The 23,417-nt window shown below is 39.9% G+C and carries 29 protein-coding genes; 8 read left to right on the top strand and 21 right to left on the bottom strand.

Features of this window, described 5'->3' with window-relative positions:
- Nucleotides 1–79: 79 nt before the first annotated feature.
- Both AB685_RS11600 and AB685_RS11595 read right to left on the bottom strand, forming a co-directional pair.
- A complete protein-coding gene (locus AB685_RS11600) occupies nucleotides 80–1,099 on the bottom strand; it encodes a SepM family pheromone-processing serine protease (RefSeq protein ID WP_047970753.1) in 1,020 nt (339 codons plus the stop codon).
- On the bottom strand, nucleotides 1,089–1,886 hold the full coding sequence (locus tag AB685_RS11595; protein WP_047970752.1) for a patatin-like phospholipase family protein: 798 nt from the start codon (nucleotides 1,884–1,886) through the stop codon (nucleotides 1,089–1,091). The genes AB685_RS11600 and AB685_RS11595 overlap by 11 nt, the downstream gene beginning before the upstream one ends.
- A 346-nt stretch (nucleotides 1,887–2,232) precedes the next feature.
- On the opposite strand from AB685_RS11595, the gene ylbJ reads away from it, so the two are divergent.
- The gene (gene ylbJ / locus AB685_RS11590) at nucleotides 2,233–3,474 is read left to right on the top strand and encodes a sporulation integral membrane protein YlbJ (RefSeq protein WP_128755851.1); all 1,242 of its coding nucleotides are present in this window, start codon (nucleotides 2,233–2,235) and stop codon (nucleotides 3,472–3,474) included.
- A gap of 28 nt (nucleotides 3,475–3,502) precedes the next feature.
- On the opposite strand, the gene coaD is transcribed toward ylbJ, so the two are convergent.
- The 3 genes from coaD to AB685_RS11575 form a co-directional block, all read right to left on the bottom strand.
- Entirely contained in the window at nucleotides 3,503–3,988 is a 486-nt protein-coding gene (gene coaD, locus AB685_RS11585) for a pantetheine-phosphate adenylyltransferase (protein WP_047970750.1), read from the bottom strand.
- A 1-nt stretch (nucleotide 3,989) separates the two neighbouring features.
- Nucleotides 3,990–4,562: a 16S rRNA (guanine(966)-N(2))-methyltransferase RsmD gene (gene rsmD / locus AB685_RS11580; protein WP_047970966.1), complete on the bottom strand. Its 573-nt coding sequence runs from the start codon at nucleotides 4,560–4,562 to the stop codon at nucleotides 3,990–3,992.
- A 503-nt stretch (nucleotides 4,563–5,065) separates the two neighbouring features.
- Nucleotides 5,066–5,386, bottom strand: coding sequence for a hypothetical protein (locus tag AB685_RS11575; RefSeq protein ID WP_047970749.1), 321 nt, complete (start codon nucleotides 5,384–5,386; stop codon nucleotides 5,066–5,068).
- Between the two features lie 102 nt (nucleotides 5,387–5,488).
- On the opposite strand from AB685_RS11575, the gene AB685_RS11570 reads away from it, so the two are divergent.
- Nucleotides 5,489–5,878: a hypothetical protein gene (locus tag AB685_RS11570; protein WP_047970748.1), complete on the top strand. Its 390-nt coding sequence runs from the start codon at nucleotides 5,489–5,491 to the stop codon at nucleotides 5,876–5,878.
- 246 nt (nucleotides 5,879–6,124) lie between these two features.
- Here AB685_RS11570 and AB685_RS11565 read toward each other — a convergent pair whose 3' ends face one another.
- Entirely contained in the window at nucleotides 6,125–6,400 is a 276-nt protein-coding gene (locus tag AB685_RS11565) for a DUF2129 domain-containing protein (RefSeq protein ID WP_047970747.1), read from the bottom strand.
- Between the two features lie 163 nt (nucleotides 6,401–6,563).
- On the opposite strand from AB685_RS11565, the gene AB685_RS11560 reads away from it, so the two are divergent.
- Nucleotides 6,564–6,899: a hypothetical protein gene (locus AB685_RS11560; protein WP_047970746.1), complete on the top strand. Its 336-nt coding sequence runs from the start codon at nucleotides 6,564–6,566 to the stop codon at nucleotides 6,897–6,899.
- 39 nt (nucleotides 6,900–6,938) lie between these two features.
- Here AB685_RS11560 and AB685_RS11555 read toward each other — a convergent pair whose 3' ends face one another.
- From AB685_RS11555 to AB685_RS11540, 4 genes are all read right to left on the bottom strand, one after another.
- Nucleotides 6,939–7,391, bottom strand: a complete 453-nt coding sequence (locus AB685_RS11555; RefSeq protein ID WP_047970745.1) for a YlbF family regulator — start codon at nucleotides 7,389–7,391, stop codon at nucleotides 6,939–6,941.
- Between the two features lie 67 nt (nucleotides 7,392–7,458).
- The gene (locus AB685_RS11550) at nucleotides 7,459–7,884 is read right to left on the bottom strand and encodes a hypothetical protein (RefSeq protein ID WP_053073799.1); all 426 of its coding nucleotides are present in this window, start codon (nucleotides 7,882–7,884) and stop codon (nucleotides 7,459–7,461) included.
- A 118-nt stretch (nucleotides 7,885–8,002) separates the two neighbouring features.
- Nucleotides 8,003–8,242, bottom strand: a complete 240-nt coding sequence (locus AB685_RS11545; RefSeq protein WP_047970744.1) for a YlbE-like family protein — start codon at nucleotides 8,240–8,242, stop codon at nucleotides 8,003–8,005.
- Nucleotides 8,243–8,257: 15 nt separating this feature from the next.
- Nucleotides 8,258–8,659, bottom strand: coding sequence for a YlbD family protein (locus AB685_RS11540; protein ID WP_047970743.1), 402 nt, complete (start codon nucleotides 8,657–8,659; stop codon nucleotides 8,258–8,260).
- Between the two features lie 139 nt (nucleotides 8,660–8,798).
- Here AB685_RS11540 and AB685_RS11535 point away from each other — a divergent pair, with 139 nt between their 5' ends.
- Both AB685_RS11535 and AB685_RS29745 read left to right on the top strand, forming a co-directional pair.
- Nucleotides 8,799–9,284 carry a PaaI family thioesterase gene (locus tag AB685_RS11535; RefSeq protein WP_047970742.1) on the top strand — a complete coding sequence of 162 codons (486 nt, stop codon included), beginning with the start codon at nucleotides 8,799–8,801 and terminating at the stop codon, nucleotides 9,282–9,284.
- Nucleotides 9,285–9,298: 14 nt separating this feature from the next.
- Nucleotides 9,299–9,658, top strand: coding sequence for a hypothetical protein (locus AB685_RS29745; RefSeq protein ID WP_053073798.1), 360 nt, complete (start codon nucleotides 9,299–9,301; stop codon nucleotides 9,656–9,658).
- Nucleotides 9,659–9,705: 47 nt separating this feature from the next.
- On the opposite strand, the gene AB685_RS11525 is transcribed toward AB685_RS29745, so the two are convergent.
- Both AB685_RS11525 and AB685_RS11520 read right to left on the bottom strand, forming a co-directional pair.
- A complete protein-coding gene (locus AB685_RS11525) occupies nucleotides 9,706–10,767 on the bottom strand; it encodes a CAP domain-containing protein (RefSeq protein ID WP_047970741.1) in 1,062 nt (353 codons plus the stop codon).
- A gap of 195 nt (nucleotides 10,768–10,962) precedes the next feature.
- Entirely contained in the window at nucleotides 10,963–11,376 is a 414-nt protein-coding gene (locus AB685_RS11520) for a CBS domain-containing protein (RefSeq protein ID WP_047970740.1), read from the bottom strand.
- 239 nt (nucleotides 11,377–11,615) lie between these two features.
- Between AB685_RS11520 and AB685_RS11515 the strand changes: the two genes are divergently transcribed.
- Complete coding sequence (locus tag AB685_RS11515; protein ID WP_047970739.1) at nucleotides 11,616–11,972, top strand: YugN family protein; 357 nt, start codon at nucleotides 11,616–11,618, stop codon at nucleotides 11,970–11,972.
- A gap of 70 nt (nucleotides 11,973–12,042) precedes the next feature.
- Here AB685_RS11515 and AB685_RS11510 read toward each other — a convergent pair whose 3' ends face one another.
- Complete coding sequence (locus AB685_RS11510) at nucleotides 12,043–12,384, bottom strand: Asp23/Gls24 family envelope stress response protein (protein ID WP_047970738.1); 342 nt, start codon at nucleotides 12,382–12,384, stop codon at nucleotides 12,043–12,045.
- 217 nt (nucleotides 12,385–12,601) lie between these two features.
- Between AB685_RS11510 and ytvI the strand changes: the two genes are divergently transcribed.
- Nucleotides 12,602–13,660 carry a sporulation integral membrane protein YtvI gene (gene ytvI, locus AB685_RS11505; RefSeq protein WP_047970737.1) on the top strand — a complete coding sequence of 353 codons (1,059 nt, stop codon included), beginning with the start codon at nucleotides 12,602–12,604 and terminating at the stop codon, nucleotides 13,658–13,660.
- A gap of 41 nt (nucleotides 13,661–13,701) precedes the next feature.
- Here the strand turns inward: ytvI and AB685_RS11500 are convergent, their stop codons facing one another.
- From AB685_RS11500 to cyoE, 7 genes are all read right to left on the bottom strand, one after another.
- The gene (locus AB685_RS11500) at nucleotides 13,702–14,169 is read right to left on the bottom strand and encodes a DUF420 domain-containing protein (RefSeq protein ID WP_047970736.1); all 468 of its coding nucleotides are present in this window, start codon (nucleotides 14,167–14,169) and stop codon (nucleotides 13,702–13,704) included.
- 82 nt (nucleotides 14,170–14,251) lie between these two features.
- Nucleotides 14,252–15,160, bottom strand: a complete 909-nt coding sequence (gene ctaG, locus AB685_RS11495; protein WP_047970735.1) for a cytochrome c oxidase assembly factor CtaG — start codon at nucleotides 15,158–15,160, stop codon at nucleotides 14,252–14,254.
- Between the two features lie 213 nt (nucleotides 15,161–15,373).
- The gene (gene ctaF / locus AB685_RS11490; protein WP_047970734.1) at nucleotides 15,374–15,706 is read right to left on the bottom strand and encodes a cytochrome c oxidase subunit IVB; all 333 of its coding nucleotides are present in this window, start codon (nucleotides 15,704–15,706) and stop codon (nucleotides 15,374–15,376) included.
- A gap of 6 nt (nucleotides 15,707–15,712) precedes the next feature.
- Nucleotides 15,713–16,336 (bottom strand): cytochrome (ubi)quinol oxidase subunit III, encoded by a 624-nt coding sequence (locus AB685_RS11485; RefSeq protein WP_047970733.1) that lies wholly within the window; start codon nucleotides 16,334–16,336, stop codon nucleotides 15,713–15,715.
- Nucleotides 16,336–18,210 carry a cytochrome c oxidase subunit I gene (gene ctaD, locus AB685_RS11480; protein ID WP_198530503.1) on the bottom strand — a complete coding sequence of 625 codons (1,875 nt, stop codon included), beginning with the start codon at nucleotides 18,208–18,210 and terminating at the stop codon, nucleotides 16,336–16,338. Before ctaD ends, AB685_RS11485 begins: the two co-directional genes overlap by 1 nt.
- A gap of 22 nt (nucleotides 18,211–18,232) precedes the next feature.
- Complete coding sequence (gene coxB / locus AB685_RS11475; RefSeq protein ID WP_047970731.1) at nucleotides 18,233–19,294, bottom strand: cytochrome c oxidase subunit II; 1,062 nt, start codon at nucleotides 19,292–19,294, stop codon at nucleotides 18,233–18,235.
- A gap of 268 nt (nucleotides 19,295–19,562) precedes the next feature.
- Entirely contained in the window at nucleotides 19,563–20,441 is an 879-nt protein-coding gene (cyoE, locus tag AB685_RS11470) for a heme o synthase (RefSeq protein ID WP_047970963.1), read from the bottom strand.
- 553 nt (nucleotides 20,442–20,994) lie between these two features.
- Between cyoE and AB685_RS11465 the strand changes: the two genes are divergently transcribed.
- Nucleotides 20,995–21,915, top strand: coding sequence for a heme A synthase (locus AB685_RS11465; RefSeq protein ID WP_047970730.1), 921 nt, complete (start codon nucleotides 20,995–20,997; stop codon nucleotides 21,913–21,915).
- A 52-nt stretch (nucleotides 21,916–21,967) separates the two neighbouring features.
- On the opposite strand, the gene AB685_RS11460 is transcribed toward AB685_RS11465, so the two are convergent.
- Entirely contained in the window at nucleotides 21,968–23,395 is a 1,428-nt protein-coding gene (locus tag AB685_RS11460; protein WP_047970729.1) for a deoxyribodipyrimidine photo-lyase, read from the bottom strand.
- Between the last annotated feature and the right edge of the window lie 22 nt (nucleotides 23,396–23,417).

Genomic DNA, 23,417 nt, shown 5'->3' with positions numbered 1-23,417 from the left:
TTGATATCAACAGATAATGCGGAATTTCACGAAAAAAAAAACGCCTCACATCCAGCGTGAGGCGTTTTCCTGTTTATATTTACTTTGGTTCCAATAGCTCCAAGTAATCAATCGCATCTTCAAACGTATTGACAGGTACAATTTTCATGGATGTTTTAATATCCTTTGCAGCAACAAGAGCTTCCTGATAATTGGACCCCTCCGCCCCTTTTTCGTTAGGTGCAAAGAAAATATCTACCCCTGAATTATCTGCTGCTACTATCTTCTGTGCGATTCCACCGATCCTTTGCACTTCGCCTTTCTCATTGATGGCACCTGTACCCGCTATTTGATATCCTTTTGCAATATCTTCTTCCAATAGCTGATTGTAGATTTCCAAAGAGAACATCAGCCCTGCGGAAGGTCCTCCAATTTGCGCACTGTTTATCGTGATTGGCGGATCCATTGTAATTTCATAATCGGTCAACAAGCTGATTCCAAGGCCGGCCCGATTCGGGTCTTCCGGGTGCTGTCCCAGCGTAATGGAAGTGGTTTCTTCTTTGTCGTTTCTGTCAAATGTGAGTTCGATTTTATCACCAATCGATTTTTCCCCCACCACTTCCATCAGTTGCTCAGCGGTAGCGGTCGACGCTCCGTCAATATGTGTGATTCGATCTCCTATCTTCAGCTTTCCTTCCGCAGCCAATCCCTCTTTCACACTAAAGACATAGACCCCCTTGGAGACAAGTTCCACTTCTTTGCCCGCTTTTTCATAGGCGATTTTAATGGCTGTCTCTTTGGAGCTTTCCATCATATGTAACTGACGATAGGAATATTCTTCATCCGATTCGTCTTCTGCACGAATTTGATTAATAGGAAAGATATTCTGATATTCACTTACCTTTGCAAGAGCATAAGTGAATATATTCGCCTTCCCCATCCTAACGGTTGTCAGCATGAAGCTTCCTTCGTCTTCAAAACCACCTTCTACAGAAACAAGTGGCCTCAATTCTTGAGCATCTCCCGGTCTGGTCACATAGTAAGGCAATGTCACGAAATTGAGGACGACTGCAAGCACTATGCCGATTAGTAGTGATCTCATAATATATCTACTTTTCATGTTGATGTTTCTCCTTCCACTCCTCTAGCAACTTTCTTATATAAGGTATTTGTAACCTTGTTGCTTCTTCTCCGATTCGGATGATTTCATCGATATTGGTAAATGCCCTCGAGCTGTAATGTGCTACAGATGGCCTAATCATAATATCCGCTTCTAATTCACTTCGCTTCACCAATTCATTCTGCATAATATCAATTGTTTGCATAATGACATCAAAAATCGAATCGACTGGTTCATTTGTTTTGACCTGTGACACATCAATGGCAATAACAATATCCGCTCCCATATCCTTTGCAACACTTACCGGGACACGGTCAACGACCCCACCGTCCACCAACAGGCGTCCATTCACTTTTTCCGGAACGAAGATACCCGGAATCGAGATGCTCGCCCTTACGGCATCAGAAATGGGACCATTAGTAAAGACGACTTTTTCAGCCCTTTCCAAATCCGTAGTGACAATGGAAAGCGGAATGTCCAAATCCTCAATGTTCTTATTTTGAGTAAACATGCGAATGAGTTCCTTGACACGGTTTCCACTAACAAAACCCATTTTGGGAACAGTAAAATCCAAATAATATTTCCGTTTGAAGGCAGTTGCTATTTTATAGAGGCGGTCCATATCATGACCCATGGCATAAAAACTGCCCACAAGAGCCCCCATGCTGCTTCCTGCAATCAGATCAATTGGAATATTCTCTTCCTTTAAAACTTTTAGTGCACCAAGATGAGCGAATCCACGTGCACCACCAGATCCCAATGCAATTCCTATTCTAGGCTTTTTCAAGTCATCACCTCAAGCTGTTTGCAGCCACCTAGTGCTGGACAGCAACCAAATTGACAAGTCATATACAGTTATCCTTTGATAACCTCTTTCCATTTATCATACGCTTTTCCTTTTTCTTGGTGAACAAACTATGAAGACTTGGGTCATTTTAGGTTCTAATTCACTGTACTTTCCACGTATATTGAAAGGTAAGGTAGCTGGACAACCTAGTTGCCACTGTATGAGTAATTAATATTATTCTAACAAAAACGCAATCATTCTTGTACAAAAAAGAAATGCGGAGTTCGTTTTCAGAAAGCGGAACGTTATTTTACCATGAACCACTCTAATGAAGGGGGTTAACTGCTTGGATCTTTCAAAAATAAAGACACTGTTTTTTGCTATTATTATTTCCCTACTTACACTATCTCTTATTCTTAACCCTCAAGCATCTTTTCAAGCAAGCGTTAGAGGACTTAATATGTGGTGGGATATTGTATTCCCTTCCCTTCTTCCATTTTTAATTATCAGTGAACTATTGATAGGTTTTGGGGTGGTCGCATTTATTGGGGTACTTCTTGAGCCGTTCATGCGTCCTCTATTCCGGGTACCAGGTGTTGGAGGCTTTGTTTGGGCAATGGGTATGGCCTCTGGCTATCCTTCCGGCGCCAAGCTGACTGTCAGACTGCGCCAGGAAAACCAGATTACTCAGATTGAGGGGGAGCGGCTTGTATCCTTTACTAACTCTTCAAACCCGCTATTCATTTTCGGAGCGATTGCAGTAGGCTTTTTTCATAACCCAAAAGTGGGAATCATACTTGCAGCTGCCCATTATATAGGTAATATTTGTGTTGGATTGGTCATGAGGTTTTATGGTCCCTATTATAAATCAAAGCCTCAGAATGAATTTATAAGAGCCCATCAGAAAATCTCCTTGAGGAAAGCATTCTCGGAACTGCATAGGACACGATTGAAAAATAATAAACCATTAGGGAAATTGCTTGGTGATGCAGTTCTGTCGTCCGTACAGACATTACTCATGGTCGGGGGCTTCCTTATCCTTTTTTCCGTACTAAACAGTATGCTGTCACTTATTTCGGTTACAGCCATTCTGGCAGGTATTATCAGTCTGTTTCTTGGATTTTTTGATATTTCAAGAGATCTTAGTTACCCTCTCATTTCAGGACTTTTTGAAATTACACTTGGTGGTAAACTGACAAGTGAGGTGAAAGGTGTCAGCCTGATGGAGCAGGTTATCGTGACAAGTTTCTTCCTTGCCTTCAGCGGTTTCTCTGTTCAGGCACAGGTAGCAAGCATATTGGCAGAGTCCGATATTCGATTTAAACCCTTTTTCCTTGCCCGTATCATGCATGGGACATTCGCGGCTGTCATTACATTTATACTGTGGCACCCATTGGATCGAAAGCTGGAAGGATTTGAAACCGCTAGTGGTGACATTCCTGTATTCTCCCCCTTAATACCAGATGGATTCTGGGAAAAGGTGATGAACCTTTTTCAAATGTTTGGTCCAGCCTTTACCATTTTCATGCTCTGGATTTATCTATTCCTTCTTTTTAAAAGGATGAGAAATATAAAAAACCAGCACTGATACTTCCTACAGTGCTGGTCTTTTATATCTATTCTTTATGGAACTTCTTGCGCAACGCCTCTTGAACTGTCGGAGGAACCAATTCCGATACAGATCCACCATATTTAGCAACCTCTTTAACAATGCTTGAGCTTAAAAAAGAATATTGATTGTTGGTCATCATGAACAATGTTTCAATACTTTCATCAAGCACCCTGTTCATCGAGGTGATCTGCATTTCGTATTCAAAATCAGAGACTGCACGCAGCCCCCTGACTATGGACCTCGCATTCTTACTGTGGGCATAATCGATTAAAAGGCCATGAAACTCTTCCACTTCCACATTACCGAATTCTCTTGTCACTTCTTTTATCATCTCAACTCTCTCATCGACGGTAAAAAGAGGTTTTTTAGAGGAATTATTCAGTACACAAACATACACTTTATCAAAAACTTTAGATGCTCTTTTTATAATATCCAGATGTCCAAAAGTGACCGGATCAAAACTTCCTGGACAGACCGCTACACTTGCCACTTTAATTTCCCCCTTCTTCTCCCTGGCTATGGCGATAAACGGAAATAACCGTCAACCCATAATCTTCCTGTCTGACTCTTACGAATTCCCCCAGGGATACAGGCAGATCGACGTCATTACTATGTTCTGCCATGATAAGTCCTGTTGAGGACAAAAGTTTATATTCACTTATTTTATGTATTAACTCTTCCAAATGATGTTTTTTATAAGGTGGATCTAAAAGAATAAGATCAAACTTTATCTCCCGCTTCTTTAACGCATTTAGCGCTCGTAAAGCGTCATTGCGGTAAATCTCAACCTCTTCTTTCAAGTCGAAGGCCTCAACATTCTGCTTGATCGTCTGAATGGCTTTTCCGTCTTTATCGACGAAAATCGCTTTATCCATCCCCCTGCTGATTGCTTCAATACCGAGTGATCCGCTACCACCGAATAGATCCAATGCCAGACCACCATCAAAATACGGACCGATAATATTGAAAACCGCTTCCTTGACTTTATCTGTGGTCGGCCTAGTATTCATGCCCGGAACCGCTTTCAACTGTCTGCCTTTCCATTTCCCTGAAACTACTCTCATCGTATCACCATACTTTAATTCTAGATTGCCAATCAACAATATCCTATCACATTCGACAAGAAATTCAAAAGTATTTCTCGAGCACTCTATAAGAATTGCTCTAGCATCCATAGTTATTCGGAGTCCCCCTGTAGATTGTAGTGTAAGGTGTGAGACTCCGGCGGGAGGTAGGGGTAGACTTGAGACCCCGCAGGCAAAAGCCGAGGAGGCTCAAGCACCGCCCCGCGGAAAGCGAACACCTGGAGCGGAAATCTACAGGTGTAAGTCCGAGCAGCCATAAGATTAAACTAATGTGTATAGCATTCTCCGATTTTGTTCATACTTAGTTATAACAACATCCTTTCGTGTGATGTTGTTGCCAACCGCGGAGAAGACTTACGTTTCCCCATAAGTTCTTCCTCCGGTTTCTCCTCTCCCTTTGCCTTCTTAACCTTGATTATATCAAGGGATGGAAGGACCCTGCCCGGACATCCGAGCAGGGTTTTTTTTATGCCACAATATTCTTAAGTCAGGATGTCAGTATCGAACCCACTATCCTGGTTCGCCTCACATTGGTTCATGCACAGTTCGCTCCATTCCCCTTCGTTCAATATGCCCTTTTGCGACACATAGCCTTCTATTTCATCAAGACTGCTATCCTCCAATTGCTTTTCCTCTTCCTTTGTAAGTAACCCTTTAGATACAAGATAGTATAAAATACCGGTAACAATCATCCCTTTTATCGGTACCCTATGATTCTTTTGGGAAACCTTACTTTCATAGAAATGATCATGCACATACAACACAATCAAGCTTACGATGAGTATCAGAGTGAACCAAAGCATCGGCTAACCTCCTTCTTCTTTTTGATTCTCTTCAATTTTCGAAGGTAACATGGTAAAGTATGTGTTGAGTAAAGTACGAGTTGCTTTGAGAGGAGAAGAAAAATGATACAACGCTTTATAGAACTAGGAGAAGGGTATTCTGATATATATGAGCTAATAGAGCTGACAAGAAGCAATAAAGAACGTCTGCAACACCTTATCATGCTACATACTGTTAAAAACGAACGGAATGTGTCTTCGTATGTGGCTGTGATGAAGCCCACAAACCCTGGGGATTTCCAAGCCCTCTACATTTGTTTGGAGGGCATTCCAAATCATAAGTTTCAAGCGAATAAACGGGCCGCACTGTTTCAAGAGGTGGCAAATGAGCTTGACAAGGAAATCATTCAATTCGATGTAAAACCGACAGACACTTTTGCAGAAAAAGAGCTGTATTTTCAATATTTAATTGGGATACTACGGTTAAACCATTATATTCCTGCATTGAGATAATCATGAAACTTAAAAAGCAGTACAAAACCTAATCTCTTAAGTTTGTACTGCTTTTTCTATAGGCTGTTTTCGCATACTTTGTTGCTATTACGTATTTTTATAAAAACCGTAATAATTGTTACTGTCGTGCTCTTTTCCTAGCTATCGTAGAAACTGCATGATACTTTGAAAGTAGATACACGGTAAAAAGTCCAAATGCCGACTTTATATTAGTAGTAGGCAATAATCTTTTAGAAAAGAGCCTTTCTATAGACCCATTTTGTAATCATATTCTTTCGCTTTGTCCGGTCGTGAATTTTCGTAATGCGTTTTAATGGAAGGTTTGTGGGATACCTCCACTTTTTTTACATAGGATTGTCTGTTCAGTTTTTCAACTAGTGCATCCGTATCCTCACTGTTACAATAGAACAGGACATATTTCAGTTTTTTGGATATATATATGACATTTCCGTAGCGTCTTAATAATTTGGCTTGTTTCAGAGAATGAAGCCATACGACTATGCCTTGCCTTTGTGATAGCATACGATTTACCCCTTTGAGAAGAATCTTTCTCTTTTATGTGCTCTTTGTAATAAATATGAGCGTATTATTTATAGTTTAGCATGAATGGAAAAATTATGACATACTTAAAGCAACCGAAATATGAGAATATTCCTTCACGAAAGATATGGAAAGGGTGTTTTCGATGGAACTCGAGCAGATTTGGAATACATTTTTGGAAGAACTTCAAAAAAATGACCTAGTAGTTCAATGCTTTCGTAAAAAAGTTACCGGGATCCCCTTTTTATATGTGCAAATTGATTCTGAACACACTTCTGGCTGGGAGGAGAAAGGGCAATCCTTTATACAAGTCTGCTCGAAAAAGGCGATGTTCAAGAAAAAGGTGACCGCGGAAACCCATTTTTTTCGGCGTCAGGATAACCTGTTTGTCTATCGTCACCGGTTCTTTGTACCCCAGGAGAAGATGTTCTGCTGTGGTAACCTATGTGACGACTGTATCCGATTGAAGAAAAGAGCCTAAAAAAAAGAAGCTGCAGAAATGCAGCTCCTTCGGTGACAGCTAGCTTGCTTTACAGCCACATCCGCCACCCGATCCGCAGCCACCGCCACAGCTTGTCATGGAATCGAAAAACGGATTTCCTGTAGGAACCTTTACGTTCTCGGATACCGCTTTTCCAATCATAACACTGATTTCATCCAAGGTTTTTTGGATGGCATTCTCTGCTTCCTTGAAAGTGTGTATGGTCTCATGGAGATCCACTTTCCGCTTCAATTCACGTGTTTCGAGGGTTACTTTTCGATAATCAGGATGATACTTCCCGAATCTCTGTACTTCCTCATATCGTTCTTTTATAGAATCAAAAGCACGAATAAGCTCCTGTGCTTCTTGGTCATGTTGTAAATTATATAGACTACGATGATAGTCTTCAGCAAGTTCGGACTGCCAAATCATCTTCGCCAATTCTTCTGCTTTTTCGACCATTTGAACATGCTCAAAAGTTGCAATCATCATGGAATACACCTCCAAAACCATCATACCATGTTTTTCTTAGGATGTGTAATCTCCTATTTAAGGGATATTAGATTTCTACATGGAAGGTTTTCTCAAGACCATACTCTGACTTGTCATTATGGAGCAACTTGATCTTGATTTCATGCTCGCCCTTTGGAATCCCCTTTAATATAAAAGCCCCACTTGTAAAAATGTCCCATCGCTTACCATCAAGGTAGACTCCTATCTGTCCCTCACCATATTTTTTCCTGGTCGTATTAGCCTGGAAGTTGAAATCAGGAGTGACGATACACTCCATATAGATGTTGGTATCTTTAACACGATGATGAACAGCCATGGCCAGCCCCTTTTGCTTGGATGCCGTATATTGTGAAAGGACCTCCACCACTTCACCCGAAGCCCTCACTTGACTCTCAGGTTTTTGCTGTTCCTCCTTGCATCCTCCCAGCAACATGGTGAAAAGACAGATAAGTACGATAGCAGATTTTTTCACAGCTTACTCTCCTTTCGTTTACTTGATTAGCTTTAGTTTGGGAAAGGAAGTACCATTCTATTCGAATTGATTTCAAAATTAAACGCCCCCAAAATGTATGGGAGCGTGGTCATTATAATTAATCCATGTTTTTCATTGTCTGAAACATATGAACCATCATGGAAGCCATTTGAACGGAGTTTTGAAACTTCTCCACCTTATGAGGGATTGTCTGTTTATAATAATGCATGGATGATAATTCAAAGTCATTCAACTTCTCTGGATTCCTTGTCAATGTGCGATACCAGATAGGCTGTTCCCTCAAATAGCTTTTTAACGACTTCTTTTTTTGAATGTATTCGTAGATGTCTTTTCGCATTTATCTCATCCATTCCTAGTCTTTTCGAAACGAAAACGGATTTTTTAAACCTTGTGAAGGAGAACTTCCTTTCGTAGTATTCGGGATGAACTGTTGGATCAGCTGCTGAATATTGCCGATAGCAGAATTGACATTTGTCAAATGGTATTGCATCTGGTTCATATCCATCTTCTTCAAAGATTGCAGCAATTGAGGAATAACATCAGATTTCGCCCCTTTACCGGCACTATCATCTTGATTCGCACCATCTTCACGGTAGTTCTTCCAACTCTCATCCTCTTCCCCTAGCAAATACCATTCCTCGAACAATTCCTGCCACGTTTTTTTCTTGTTTCTAACTTCCTCTGTCAGCTTAGGGTGCCTTTTTACAAAGTCCTTGAACTTTTCAATACTTGGGTGCTTTTCTTTAGTTGCCATTCTCTCACCTCTTTTCTACATATATGCCTAGTTTATTTTATTGCAAAAAAGAAAAAGCGTTCGCCTATTTTTCTTTTCTTCCACGCTTTCCATTGATAAGATGGTGGTAGACTTTTTGAAAAGAAAGAAGGACAAGTGAATGGAAATCAGTCAGCAATGGGAAAATTTTTTAACAGATGCAACCGAAGAGGAACGTGAGGCGGCTACCCTATACCTACGGAGTCTGGAAAGGAAAAGACTTGGAGAAAACGGTACTCATATCGGGGCACTTATGGAAATTAAGAGCGAGTTTCAGGAACCTGATACATTAACGATGGATATTCCTAACACACCTTTGCTTCAAAATTCATTGGATATATTACATGGAGGTTTAACCGCAACTTTGCTTGATTCGGCAATGGGGACACTTGCATTCAAGTTGATTCCGGAAGATAAGGCCGCTGTAACAACCGAAATGAAAGTGAATTATGTAGCAAAAGGTGTCGGTGATCATTTTACTTGTGTGGCCTCCGTGATACATAAAGGGTCCAAACTGCTTGTAATGGAAGGGAAAGTCTATCGAAGTGATGGTACTCTTATCGCACATGCTACCGGAAGCTTTTTTGTCATACCGAAAAGAAGCTAGAAAGGAAGGGAATTATGGTTACTGCTATTGTCATTCCTGTTCTGATCTTGTATTTTTATTGGATAACACGAAAAGAAGCAGCCAAACAGAAGGAACGTTGGAAGAATCTTCACAATATCCCCCTTGAATCAAGGGTGGAAGGGAAAGTGATGAATCTGCGTACTGAAAAGAAACGCTTCTATCATCAATTATTTACGCTAGATACAACCATGCGGATACAGAGTCATGACAGAATTATCACAGCATTCTACAAGCAACAATATACAGATTCAAGTTTCCCTCCTTCCCTTACTCAGGGTGATGAGATACGGTTAAATGGCAGGTGGGAGAATGAGCTGTTCCATGCAGGAGAGATTATCTCAATAAAAAACTAAGACAGCCAGAGTTGGCTGTCTTTTTCTACGTGTCATTTGTGTCCGCCCTACCAGGATTCTATAAAGTTCTGTGTATAATACTTCTCATTCACTCCAACACCCAAGTGTGTAAATCTTGAATTGAGCAACGTGTTCCTGTGACCTTCACTATTCAGCCAACCTTCAACAGCCGCAACCCCGTCCACATATTTTGCAGCAATGTTCTCCCCGGCAAGTCGAAATGGAACATTCCCTTCCATCAGTCTGTCTGTAAGACTTCCTCTTGTAGGAGAAACATGAGAAAAATAATTTCCCTCCCTCATGTCTTTACTATGTAAGTATGCAACCTCTGCTGTATCTCCATCCCATTCAACCGTTTCGATATCAAATCGCTTTCTTATAATATTCGTAAAATCAATGATTTGCTTTGCATTGCCCTCCTCCACTTTCGCCCACTCCTCATCTGTCAGGTCTTTGGCATCGAGCAATGGACCTCTATATACAAGCTCGTACGGACGCTGTTTTATCAAAGTCTCATCATTCATATAACGAACACTCGATAGATGCTGTTCAAAATCATCGAAATATAATTGTATATATATATCATCCACCTTGATCAAGGGACGAGTCTTCATTTCTTCAGGCTTTAATTGAAATTGATAGGATCCTTCCTTATGATCCACTGTTATGCTATCGAGAAAGCTATATTTTTCATTCAAAGACTCATAGGATTGTCCTATTTCAAATAATTCATTTCTGCTCTTACTCCCTGTTCCAAAGACGGTCACTACTTTGCCCTCACTTACACCAAATTGCATGTAGTTTGCAGGATCCTGATTATATACCCACCATTCGTAGTCGTACGAGGATAGATCTTTTCTGGCAGGATCACCCAAAGTGTCCAACAGTTCTTCAGCTTCTTTCCCCATAAAGGACGCTAAACCATCTATATTGTCATTCATTTGAATTTCTGATTGCACAAACGCTTTTTCTTCAGATTGTCTTTTCTCAGGAGTAACCTGACCGCTTAACGGTTGTTCGTTTATGAAGCTTTCCAATTCATGAGGTTCTACATTTACAAATAGATATAAACAAAATGCAATGAATAGCAAGAAGAATAAACCCCTCATCCACCTTTTCCCTCCCTTTTCTATCATTATATTTAATAGTATCACTTTCATTCCATTTATGAGTTTTACTAGACACTGGTAGAGTTATCCTATATATACCCTAATTGATAAAAATGAATACTTAAGCAACAAATTTTGCGAAGACAGCCAAATAAAAAGACTGGATCCATTTTGAATCCAGCCCCTCATTGTATGCTATTCTTCTGATATTTCACTAAGCGCTTCTCCTGCCTGATCATCAGAGTAATCGCGAATTGCCAAATCCCCTAAAGAAATTATCCCGATAAGAGACCCATTCTCGACCACCGGCAATCTTCTGATTTGATGCTCTGCCATCACATGGGCCGCTTCTTCTATAGAAGCTTCAGGTTCTATGGTAATCAAATGATCACTCATCACATTGGTGACAGGATTTGATCCTGGATGCTTTTCTGCAATCCCCCTTACCACAAGGTCTCTATCTGTTATCATTCCAAGCAATTCACCGTTTTCAACAATGGGAATTGCTCCTACATCAAGGTCTTTCATTTTTGTTGCCACTTCGAAAACATTATCAAGCGGTGTGCAGAAATCTACATTCGTTGTCATGACTTCGCGTACAGTTTGCATATTTTGACCTCCATTTAATTTCATACATAGTCGCCCATTAATTAGAGGAGGATAAGAGTATTCCCTTCTCTCACCCTTAGGTTCACCATTTTCTACAAAATCATGACTTTTTTCAAAAAACTTTCCTTGAGAAGATTAGTTACTCTATTCCTTATTGAAAGTTGTCCGCTTTCGTACTATTATTAACAGGGAGCATACTTTATTTCGAGTGAAAGAGATAGAAAAAGGAGTGTACATACATGAAAATCGAAAATACAGGCTTTGAAAATGAAAAAGTGGAACTATCCCGTTTAACGGATATTATGGAGGATTTAGGTTTTGATCTTGCGGGTCAGTGGGATTACGAACGAGTAACATTCGACCGCAAATTCGAAACAAAGGAAGGTATATTCTACCTTCGTTTACAAGGATTCGCAGTAGAAGGTGATGTCGGTGGATCTCATGCAATGATCAACTTGCTTACTCCGCTATTAGGCAAACATTACTACCCACATGGTATCGAATATGGAGAAGGCGAAACATTCCCATCGAATGTAGTATCCACTTCCAAATCATTGTTGAAACAAGCGAAAGAGCGCATGGATGCCATTAAATAATTTACATTTGGAGAAGGTGATTTGCTGGTGTAGAAACCGGACGTCACCTTTTTCATTTACATATCAAATTTTATTCCAACCATAACCCATCTACATACACATTCACAGCTTGCACTTTGAATCCTGTAATAACTTCAATTTCTTCTTTTATCAACTGCTGGAGTTCTTTAATTTTCTTGGGAATGCATTGGTTATATTTCACAGCAATAAAAATATCAATGATAATGTTATCTTCAATATCATGATGAATAACCGCACTATTCAACTGATCCCTGCTAAGCATGGAATAAAATTTCCCCAACAGTCTTGGAGGAAGCGTTTTTATTCCATCAATATCATTTACACAGATAGAAATAACCGTTTGGAGCAACATATTACTCATCTCTTCATGTCCTTTCTTCAGCTCCAACACAAGAATGACCTCCTTTACTTTTTGGGGGTTTTGTTATTTTATGAACAGACACGGAGTATTGTGCTTGTATGCATTATGTTTACCTCAATCCCCTAACTTTTGCAATAAAGATCATATTTCTTTTCTAGTCACATATTTATTTTCTTACATACTGTTATTTCAATAAAAACCATACTATAATTAAAAGAGGAGTATGATTTTAGAAAGGAGACATCCATTGTCAACGCTGTTTAGTATTCGAACACTCTTTATTCTAATTATTATTGCGGTAATAGCCGTAATTGCATTTTTCATATTACCTGTTTCCATTCCCATCATTATTGCTTTAATCACAGCTTTATTTCTTGAACCTCTTGTGAGGCTGATTCAAGAACGTGCCAAATTGAAAAGAAACCTTTCTGTTTTCATCGTATTTTTGATGTTTGTAACGAGCATTGGAATTATGGGCTACTTCTTGACAACAAAAGTGATTACGGAAGCAATTAACCTGGTAGAAAATGCACCATCCTACATAAATGAAGTAAATCGGGTATGGCGGGATTTACAATCCGATATGAATAATGCTTCGGAAGATCTTCCACCTGAATTTGTCAGTGAAATAAGCCTGCAAGTAGACAAATTACTTTATGATTTGAGAATATATTTAACAGACCTTTTCAATATTCAGAATGTAAAAAGTATTTTCACCAACATACCGAATTATCTGGTGAGCTTTATTGTCTACCTGATAGCTTTGTTCCTATTTCTTATTGATTTGCCTCGCTTGAAAGCTGGCATCTATTCACACCTTAAAGAGGAAACGGCAGACAAGGTGAAGTTTATGAGTTCAAGATTATCTTATGTAATTTTCGGATTTTTTAAAGCACAGTTTTTAGTCAGCATCATCATATTTTTTATTTCATTAGTAGGACTATTATTTATTGCACCAGAGGTAGCATTAATCATGGCCTTCATTATCTGGGTCATTGATTTCATCCCGATTATCGGCTCTATCGTCATTTTGGGACCATGGGCATTGTTCCACCTTATTACAGGTGATATCGGTCTCGGTACACAATTGGCTGTATTAGCTGTTATACTACTGATAATTAGAAGAACGGTCGAACCAAAAGTCATGGGGAGACATATAGGTCTTTCCCCGCTAGCGACGCTGATTGCTATGTATTTAGGTTTAAAACTGCTCGGTATCTTAGGTTTCATAGTCGGCCCTCTCGTGTTGATTGCATTCAACTCGGCCCGAGAAGCAGGAATTATCAAATTGAACTTTAAAATTTAATGTCAAAAAAAGGTGTTTGGACTAATGTCCAAACACCTTTTTTATAGCCCCAGGATGGCTTTGAAAACGGATGTGGTTTCCCCGCCATGATAGATGACGTATAAAAGCAGATATACGGCAACGCCTGTTATGGCTGTAGTAAACCAAATAATACTTGTAATTGGACCAAGCTTTCTGTGTTTGTCAAGTCTATTCTTATAACCTGTCCATAAGGTTATGATCCCCATAACAGCCCCTACTGTCGCGAGCGTTATATGGAATAGAAGAAAAATGGTGTAGTACACTTTAATATCATCTGGCCCACCAAAACTGGTGTTCCCAACAAAAATGGTTCTTGAAGCGTAAATGATAAAGAAGATAATTGCAAAGATTGCCGCTAAGAACATCACTTTTTTATGTGCTTCAATCTTTCGCTTTAATATCAGGTACCAGCCTATCGCAACAAAAATCGCGCTCAATACGATAAAAAAGGTACTGACCGTTGGCATAATCGGAATTGAATAATCCATTTCTTTCTCCTCTCGTCAATTGTATCTCTCATTCATCTGCACCTAGAAAAACAGCAACGAAATCCTGTTGCTGTTCTTCCACTTACTCTACTACCTTAGGCTGCATTGCCTTGTTCAAATCGATTTCATCTTTTTCACGCTCTCGTTTGGCCCAGCCAAAGAATACGTAGGCAAGGATACTTCCATACATGATTTCCTGTATAATCTTCATTATGACACCGCCGAGCTGCTGGTCTTCTACCAGTGGCAATGCATTAAATAATTCAGGACCTCCAAGATCAAGTCCTGCCAAGGTTCCTGCCGGTACACATAATTCAAGCGCAGCAAGCCAAGCTGTCATCTCTGAATATGTGGCATATAAAGGCTGATCGGCGAAAATGATAAGTGCACACGCAGGTGTAAGCAACATGCCATCGGCCATGATATAACCAATCTTCTTAATTCCGGACAAACGTTGTTCCTCTGGTAGTGGATTAACTAATGGCCACCACATGATAAAAGCTCCAACGAACATAACGGACATGTATGCTGTGTGATAGACCATGTCCACTTTTATCGTATCAAATACAACCGGGATATGATAAAGAGAGAAAAGCACATTGAACACCAACAATGCAATTAGCGGCTTCGAGATAAATCTGAACACCGGTTTAACAACCGGAAGATTTATGGCTTTTCTTAATACCCATGCCGGCATTCCCATTAGCAAGATAGGCGGGATGACCAGATAGAGAATGGCCATTTGCGTCATATGTGCGCTAAGCATCAAGTGGCTTAACAGATCCACCGGTGATCCTTTGACAAGATAAAACAATATCATACTGCTGAGGAAAAACGCCCGTTGTTTATTCGATATTTCTTCAGAATCGTTAAACCGGTGTCGACCTTTTCCTGTGATATAAAAATAAACAAATGTTATAAGTATGGTAGTTACCAATAAATAAGGACTCCATAACGCTTGAAATCCAAACATATCCAAGTTGCCAATCATTATGCTGTCACCTCAATTATTATGAAAGCAAGATTTCACTTCCAGTCTACATACGAATATTATACTATACAAGGACAAGTCCCTTCAATGTGGTATGAAAAAGGATAGTGTTAAAAATAGTAAGTGTCATTATTTAGACAAGGTTAGGAAGTCTAGCCTTCATGTAAATAGCAAAAAGGCAGCCTCTCAAGAGGCTGCCTTTACTATTTGTTCTTACCACCAGATGATAGTCGTGAATGCTAAAATTGTAATCAGTCCAACTGCTAAACCAGAGTATAGGAACAAAGCTGGTGTTTCATGCCCTTTATGGTTCATATGCATGAAATAGTAAAGTTGGAAGATACATTGTACAATTGCAAGCAAGATAATGAACGGTACGATAAAGTACTTGGACATTTCTGCACCAACCGCCAAGAAAGCAAGTAGTGTAAGGAAGATCATCAAAGCAAAGGAAACAACTTGATATTTCATCTCTTCCTTATTCTTTTTACGACGGTATTCTAAGTCTACTTTTGGGTTACCTGTATTTGATTGAGTATTTGCCATCAGTCATCACACCAATCCCATTAAATATACTACAGTAAAGATGAATAACCATACAACGTCGATAAAGTGCCAGTATAGTGATGCCACATAGAACTTAGGAGCATTGTACAGATCCAATCCACGTCTCATGTTACGGATCAACAGAGTACCGATCCATAGTAATCCGAAAAATACGTGGGCACCGTGAGTACCAACTAATACATAGAATGCAGAACCAAATGCACTACTAGTAATCGTATGGCCTAAATGGATATAATGAACGAACTCATAAATCTCCAAGATCAAGAAAGATAATCCCAGAAGCCATGTAATTCCCATCCATAATTGCATCTTTTTGAAGTTGAAGTTTTTCATATGGTACATTGCGTACACACTTGTTAAAGAACTTGTCAAAAGAATCATCGTTGCCGCGAATACAAGCCCTAATTCAAATAATTCTTTTTGGTCTGGTCCAGATACAATGGAATCAGGTCCGCTAAGAGCTAAATATGTTGCAAACAATGAAGCAAATAGAACAGTCTCTCCACCTAGAAACAGCCAGAAACCTAAAAACTTGTTTTTGCCTTCAAGGGTCGCCTTTTCAGGCGAAGCTGGGAAAGTTTCTGCTGTAAATTTTTCTTCTGTATGCATTATAGCTTCGCCCCCTTGTCATCATCTTCACCAAGAAGATCTTCTTTATGAATATGATATCCATGATCATCAAGAATAGAACGGAAGAACATGGCACCAAATGTTACTAATAAACCAAGAATCATCACTGGGATGCCCCAAGCAAATTCATTTTTAAACATAACTCCAAACGCTGCTATGAACAACCCTAATGAGATGATAAATGGAAGAATGGAACCGTTCGGCATGTGGATATCACCGATTGGTTCTGCTGGTGTCATACCTTTTTTGCCTTCCATCTTCTCCACCCATAATGGATCAAGTCCACGAACAAGAGGAGTCTGAGTAAAGTTGTGCTCAGGTGGTGGTGAAGGAATGGACCATTCTAACGTACGGCCATAACCCCAAGCATCGCCAGCTACAGTCTGCTTGCTTAATGCAGTCTTCACGATATTGATAAATAAGACAACTGTTGCGATTGCCATGAAAATAGCACCGATGGAACTAATCAGGTTAGCAAGATCCCATCCTAAATCTTTACCGAACGTGAATACACGACGTGGCATACCCATAAGTCCAAGGAAATGCTGGATGAAGAATGTTAAATGGAACCCGAAGAAAAACAACCAAAACGTGATCTTTCCTAGCTTCTCATCTAAAATCTTACCGAAAATTTTCGGCCACCAGTAGTGAAGTCCTGCAAATAGACCAAACACTACCCCACCAACGATTACATAGTGGAAGTGGGCTACTACAAAGTAGGAATCATGGTACTGATAGTCAGCAGCTGCTGAGGCTAACATTACCCCTGTAACCCCACCAAGTACGAAAGTAGGGATGAATGCTACTGACCAAAGCATTGCTGTGTTGATTTGCAACTGTCCGCCCCACATTGTGAACATCCAGTTGAAGATTTTGATACCGGTCGGTACGGCAATTGCCATTGTTGCAACAGCAAAGATAGCGTTCGCAATCGGTCCAAGACCTGTTGTGAACATGTGGTGAGCCCATACCATGAACCCTAAGAAACCGATCAATACTGTTGCGAATACCATAGAAGAATATCCGAACAGACGTTTCTTGGAGAATGTTGAGAATACATCAGAGAATATACCGAATGCAGGTAAAATCAATATGTACACCTCAGGATGTCCGAAGATCCAGAATAGATGTTCCCAGATTACTGTGTTACCACCTAAGTTTGGATCAAAGAATGCTGTACCGAATAGACGGTCAAACATTAATAGTGCCAACCCTACAGTCAATGGAGGGAAAGCGAATAAAATTAGTGCAGATGCTACAAACGTGGACCAAGTGAATAATGGCATACGCATATATGTCATACCAGGTGCACGCATGTTAATAATTGTTACAAGGAAGTTGATACCACCAATTAAAGTACCAATTCCCGAAATCTGGAGACCCAGAGCATAAAAGTCTATACCATGGCCCTCAGATGCCAAGGACAGAGAGGCATATGATGTCCAACCTGCATCAGGTGCTCCACCTAAGAACCAACTAAGGTTAAGGAAAACTCCTCCAAAGAAGAATAACCAGAAACCTAAGGCGTTGATAAATGGAAACGCAACATCACGAGCTCCGATTTGTAAAGGAACAGCTGCGTTCATAAACGCAAACAATAATGGCATCGCTGCCAGGAAAATCATTGTTGTTCCGTGCATAGTAAGTATTTCATTATAAAGGCCTGCAGCTAAAAAATCGTTATTAGGTACAGCCAACTGGATACGAATGAACATCGCTTCCAGGCCGCCAACGATAAAGAAGAATCCGCCGGCAATAAGGTAAAGGATGGCGATTTTCTTATGGTCAACCGTTGTCAGGTAGTCCCAAACTGTTGCGCCAAAGCCTTTTTTCTGTGCTAACGTACTCACAATGTAACCTCCCTTTCTTAAAAATCTATTCTTCGTCCACTTTTAATGACATTAAGTATTCAACTAGAGCGTCGACTTCTTCCTGATTCAAGTCCCCGTATTTCCCTGTCATCAGGTTACCAGGCTTGATTTCTTCAGGATTTTTAATCCATCTTTCCAATTCTTCAGGGGTATGATCTAAAATACCTGCAATCTTCGTTCTATCCCCGAAGTTTGTTAAGTTAGGCCCAACATTGGCATCAGCTTGCGAATCTGCTCCGATTGCGTGACAGGTAATACAGCTTTCAGCGAAGATTTCTTCACCAGCCTGTGCCAAATCTGTATCAGCAGCATGCTCTTTACCTTGCATGTCTTCAAGCCACAGATCAAATTCTTCACGAGGCATCGTTTTTACTTTGAAGTCCATCAATGCATGGGAAGGTCCGCATAACTCGGCACATTTACCATGAAATAGGTTTTCAGCTTGACCAACACGCTCTGAATCAAAGTTTAACCAGAAACGGTTGATGTTGTCCGTGTTTGTATCCATTTTTCCTCCCGCAGAAGGAATCCAAAATGAGTGTTTTACCTGACTTGCTTCCAAGTTGAAGTAAATATTCTCATCAGTAGGAACATATAAATCTTGACTTGTCACTACGCCATACTCTGGGTATTCAAACTCCCACCAGTAGAGATGTGCAGTAACGTTTACTACAAGTGCATCAGAATCTTCCTCGTCCATTTTGCTTACATCAGCAAGGTGGAAAGTGTACGATACAGTTGGAACTGCTAGGATTAAAAGTAATAAAATCGGAATAACAGTCCAGGTAATTTCAAGCTTGTGGCTTCCTTCCACTTGCTTTGGAATAATTTCTTTATCGCCTTTTCGCTGACGGAATTTTACCACAACGTAAACGAAGATAATAGAAACCACAACTACTACAAGAATCATAATTGCTGAGCTTAACAAAATCAGTGATTTTTGCATATCTGCCACTTCACCAACTGGCTGAAGTGTAGATAAGAATGGTTCACCACAGCCTGCTAAGAATAGCGCCATTACACTGAAAAGTGATACTATACGCCAATTAGGTAGCCATTTCTTCATAGCCTAATCAAACCCCTCTTTCATATTTAGTGAGTGAAGTAGAATGTATTGATAAATTCCTTCAAATCTTAGAGAAAGAATCTAATCACGAAGTTAGTAGCCGACCGGATCTTTTCACGGGATCAGCCATACACTTTCACCTCAAAAAGACAAATTTCGCACTCATTGTTTACTATACCACAGCTTGTGCCTTTTCACCCTTATATTTTGAGGTAATCGCGTGAAAACAGACAGCTACCCTTTGTAAGCAATAGCTGCCAGCTTTTGATTAAAAGATTGTCACAATAATCATGGATACAAATAAAATAGTCAGATAGTTCAAAGAGTAGACAAACATCAAAGTTGCCCATCTCATCCCATCTTTCATCCGGAATCCTGCAATGCTTAATGCTAGCCAGCCTATATTCAACAAGGTTGCTAATACGATTAATCCCGCTCCTAGGTCAAATAGCCAGAACGGAAGAGGCAACAAACAGGCAACCCACACAAGCATCTGTCTTCTCGTAATGTCAAATCCATGTACTACAGGTAGCATCGGAATGCCTGCATTCCGGTACTCTTCACACCTTCTGATGGCGATGGCAAGGAAATGTGGTATCTGCCATACAAACATGATGAAAAACAAAATCCATGCAATCAATGAAAGACCCGGATCTACTGCTGCCCAACCAATTAGAGGCGGAACCGCTCCAGATACACTTCCAATCACAGTATTAAGTGTGTTTTTCCTTTTTGACCACATTGTATATAAAACCACATAGGTGAAAGCCCCAATAAGTCCGATTACTGCTGCAGTAATTGTAGTAAATGCCAGTATTACAGTTCCGACAACTGTTAGAAACAGCCCAAGGTAAAGGGCACCTTTCGGATCCATTCTACCGGTTACAGTTGGCCGGTTTTTGGTTCTCGACATAAGATGATCGATATCACGATCTATATAGTTATTTAAACTACAGGAACCTGCTACAACAAGAGAAGATCCTATCATTGTAAGAAGTACGATACCCAAGTTAGCGATAAAACCATCTGTCTGGGTAAAATATATAGCTAACCAGAGGCCGGTAAACGTAGTGATGAAATTGGAATTCACGATCCCAATTTTTATTAGCGCTAAGAAGTCTTTCCATTTAGAAGGAGCAACTTCCATACCTTGAGGACGTTCATCTGATAATGAAGCAGGCGCTTGGTCCAAAGTCCTCAAATTTGCCATTTATATTCCTCCTTTGAACCTTAATGCAAAAGCCCGCCCATCAAATTGTGACGATGTGAATGCGTTTTCACCATCGCAATTTTTAGCAGTCTTTGCATGTATTAAACAAGGGATGCTGTATAACATTCTCTCTGTATATTAAATCATATTTACCAAATACATTGTGAATTATATTTGAAGAAAATATGACTAATTTGTGTCACCTATAGAGAATACTCCCTGTGCTTTATAAAACGGTATATAATAGGATTTGTCGAATCTGTTCACATACATGAATGAGCACTTTCTACACTTCCTTATATATTTCTAGCAAACTCCATCCCATTATTCAACCTTTTTCACGATAATAATTTAGTCGTTATAAACTGTACGAAAATATTGTCAATTAAAGTAGGATTGTGTAGTATTGGGAGGACGTTTATTATTTTACCATTTCTGCTTCTTTTTTTATATAAGGGAGATACAAATTCTTTCTAAGAAGGTGAATCGAATGTACAAATTATTGAAATGGTTCGCCGTTTGCACGTCTATTGTCATGCTATTTGTTCTAATCGGGGGAGCACTTGTTACAAAGACAGGTTCAGGTATGGGGTGCGGAAAATCTTGGCCTCTATGTCACGGCGAGCTTATTCCTAGCAATATTGACTTTGCTCTTATAGTTGAGTTAAGTCATCGAATAGTCTCCGGTGTAGCTGCAATTATGGTGTTGACTCTAGCGATTTGGGCCTGGAGAGCCATTGGGCATAAAAGAGAAACAAAATTTTTGGCACTGTTATCATTTCTAGTTTTAATCTTACAGGCACTCATTGGAGCTGCAGCCGTAATGTGGGGACAATCCTCTGCAGTACTTGCGCTCCATTTCGGAATATCTCTAGTATCTTTTGCTTCAGTTTTTCTTCTTACTTTGCTGATTTTTGAAGTGGATAAGAAGTTTGATGCAGAAATACTGATAGTAGATCGCCGAATGTCCTTCCATATCATCGGGATTATCGTCTACTGTTATATGGTCGTTTATAGTGGTGCTTTAGTAAGACATGTTGGTGCAAGCTTAGCATGCCCAAGTTGGCCAAGCTGTACACGAAATGGACTGGGAGTTCCAACTCAAATGCATGAATGGATTCAAATGGGACATCGAGCTGCTGCAGGACTTATTGTCGTGTGGATCGTTTATGTAACAATTCTCGCAATAAAGAAATACAAACACCAACCTGTTATCTATATCGGTTGGATTGTTTCTTCCATACTTGTATTATTACAGGCAACAACCGGCGCTTTAATTGTTGTTACTGAATTAAATATTTTTGTTGCTTTGCTTCATGCTTTAATTATCTCCTGTTTATTCGGGGTTCTTAGTTACTTTCTGATGCTTGTGACACGGAACAAAATCAATCGGGGAAAAAGGAACTACTAAATCCATGTAAAAAACGAGTGGACGCTATTGCGCCTACTCGTTTTTATATGTCTTATTTTAAGTCTCGGAACATCTCAATTGCCCTTTTCCTTTGCATAGCGTGATCTACGATAGGTTCAGGGTAATCCTTGCCGATGATGCACTTTGCTTTCTCTTGATCTGATACATTCATTTTCCAAGGCTCGTGAATATATTTTTCCGGAACACGGCTCAACTCTGTTACGTATTTTTTTATATACTCGCCTCCATGGTCAAACCTGCTAGATTGATTAATAGGATTAAAAATCCGAAAGTAAGGAACCGCATCAGTTCCTACTGATGCAGCCCATTGCCAGCCCCCTATGTTGGATGACTCATCGTAATCATTCAGCATTTCCTCAAAATAATGTTCTCCTTGTCTCCAATCGATTAGCAAATCTTTGGTCAAAAAAGAAGCTGTAATCATCCTAATTCGGTTATGCATCCAGCCTTCCTGCATTAATTGCCTCATTCCTGCATCAACAATAGGAAAACCCGTCTTCCCTTCTTTCCATTTCCGCAATAACCTCTCATCATTAATCCAATCAAGTTGTTGATACTTAGGGTCAATTTCTTTCATTTTACTTTCCGGATAGTGATGATGGATCATATTGTAAAAGTCACGCCACGCCAGCTCTTTTACGAATGCATCCATTCCTGTGCCGTAAGAAGTAAGTTGTTTCTCCTGGATATAATAGAAAACAGTTCTGGCGGATATGGTACCTGTCCTTAAATGCACTGATAACCTAGATGTTCCCTCGGCTGCCGGCAGATCTCTTAAGCGATCGTAGTGATCAACTTTATTCTCTAAGAAGGTGATGAGCAGGTTGACTGCTTCTTCTTCCTGAGAAGGAAGCTGTGAGGCCGGCTTATTTTCCGTTATTGCGGATAAAGTTTTCAAACCTTGGGTGTATAACTCTTTATCTTTGGTCATGCAATTTACTATGCTCTCTTCTGAAATAATCAATGGCTCTCTTTTACCCAGGGCTGACCATTTCTTGTAATAAGGGGTGAACACTTTATATATCGTATTGTCCGCCTTTTTTACGTCATTTGCATGATGGATATTGTAATCATCATACGAACAGACTCTGATGTTCCTATGTTTTAGAAAGGTCTCTACTTCTTTATCTCTTTTCTGCCCTTCTCCTACTTCGTCCCTGTTGAAATATAAGGAGGACATCTCGGGAAAGCGTTCTAATAGTCGAGTGAAGGCGCCTTTCCAGGTCCCCTCCATTATATGGACGAAGATTCCTCTTTCTTCACACCTCTTTATGAACTGGTGCAACGTAGCAAAGAAAAAACGATGATTGGGTGTATCCATTTTTGTGAATTTAAGATCTAAATGATAGATAAACAATAAAGGTTCTGTTCTATGCTGTGCTTCTATTACTGCGTTGTATAAGGCAGTGTTGTCCTGTAGGCGAAAGTCCCTTCGGAACCACATTACAGATAAAGTCATATGTTAGTCACCTCACCTACTA

Source organism: Bacillus sp. LL01, assembly GCF_001037965.1.
The sequence above is the reverse complement of the archived record's forward strand: the minus strand, read 5'-3'. Positions and strand labels throughout refer to the sequence as shown.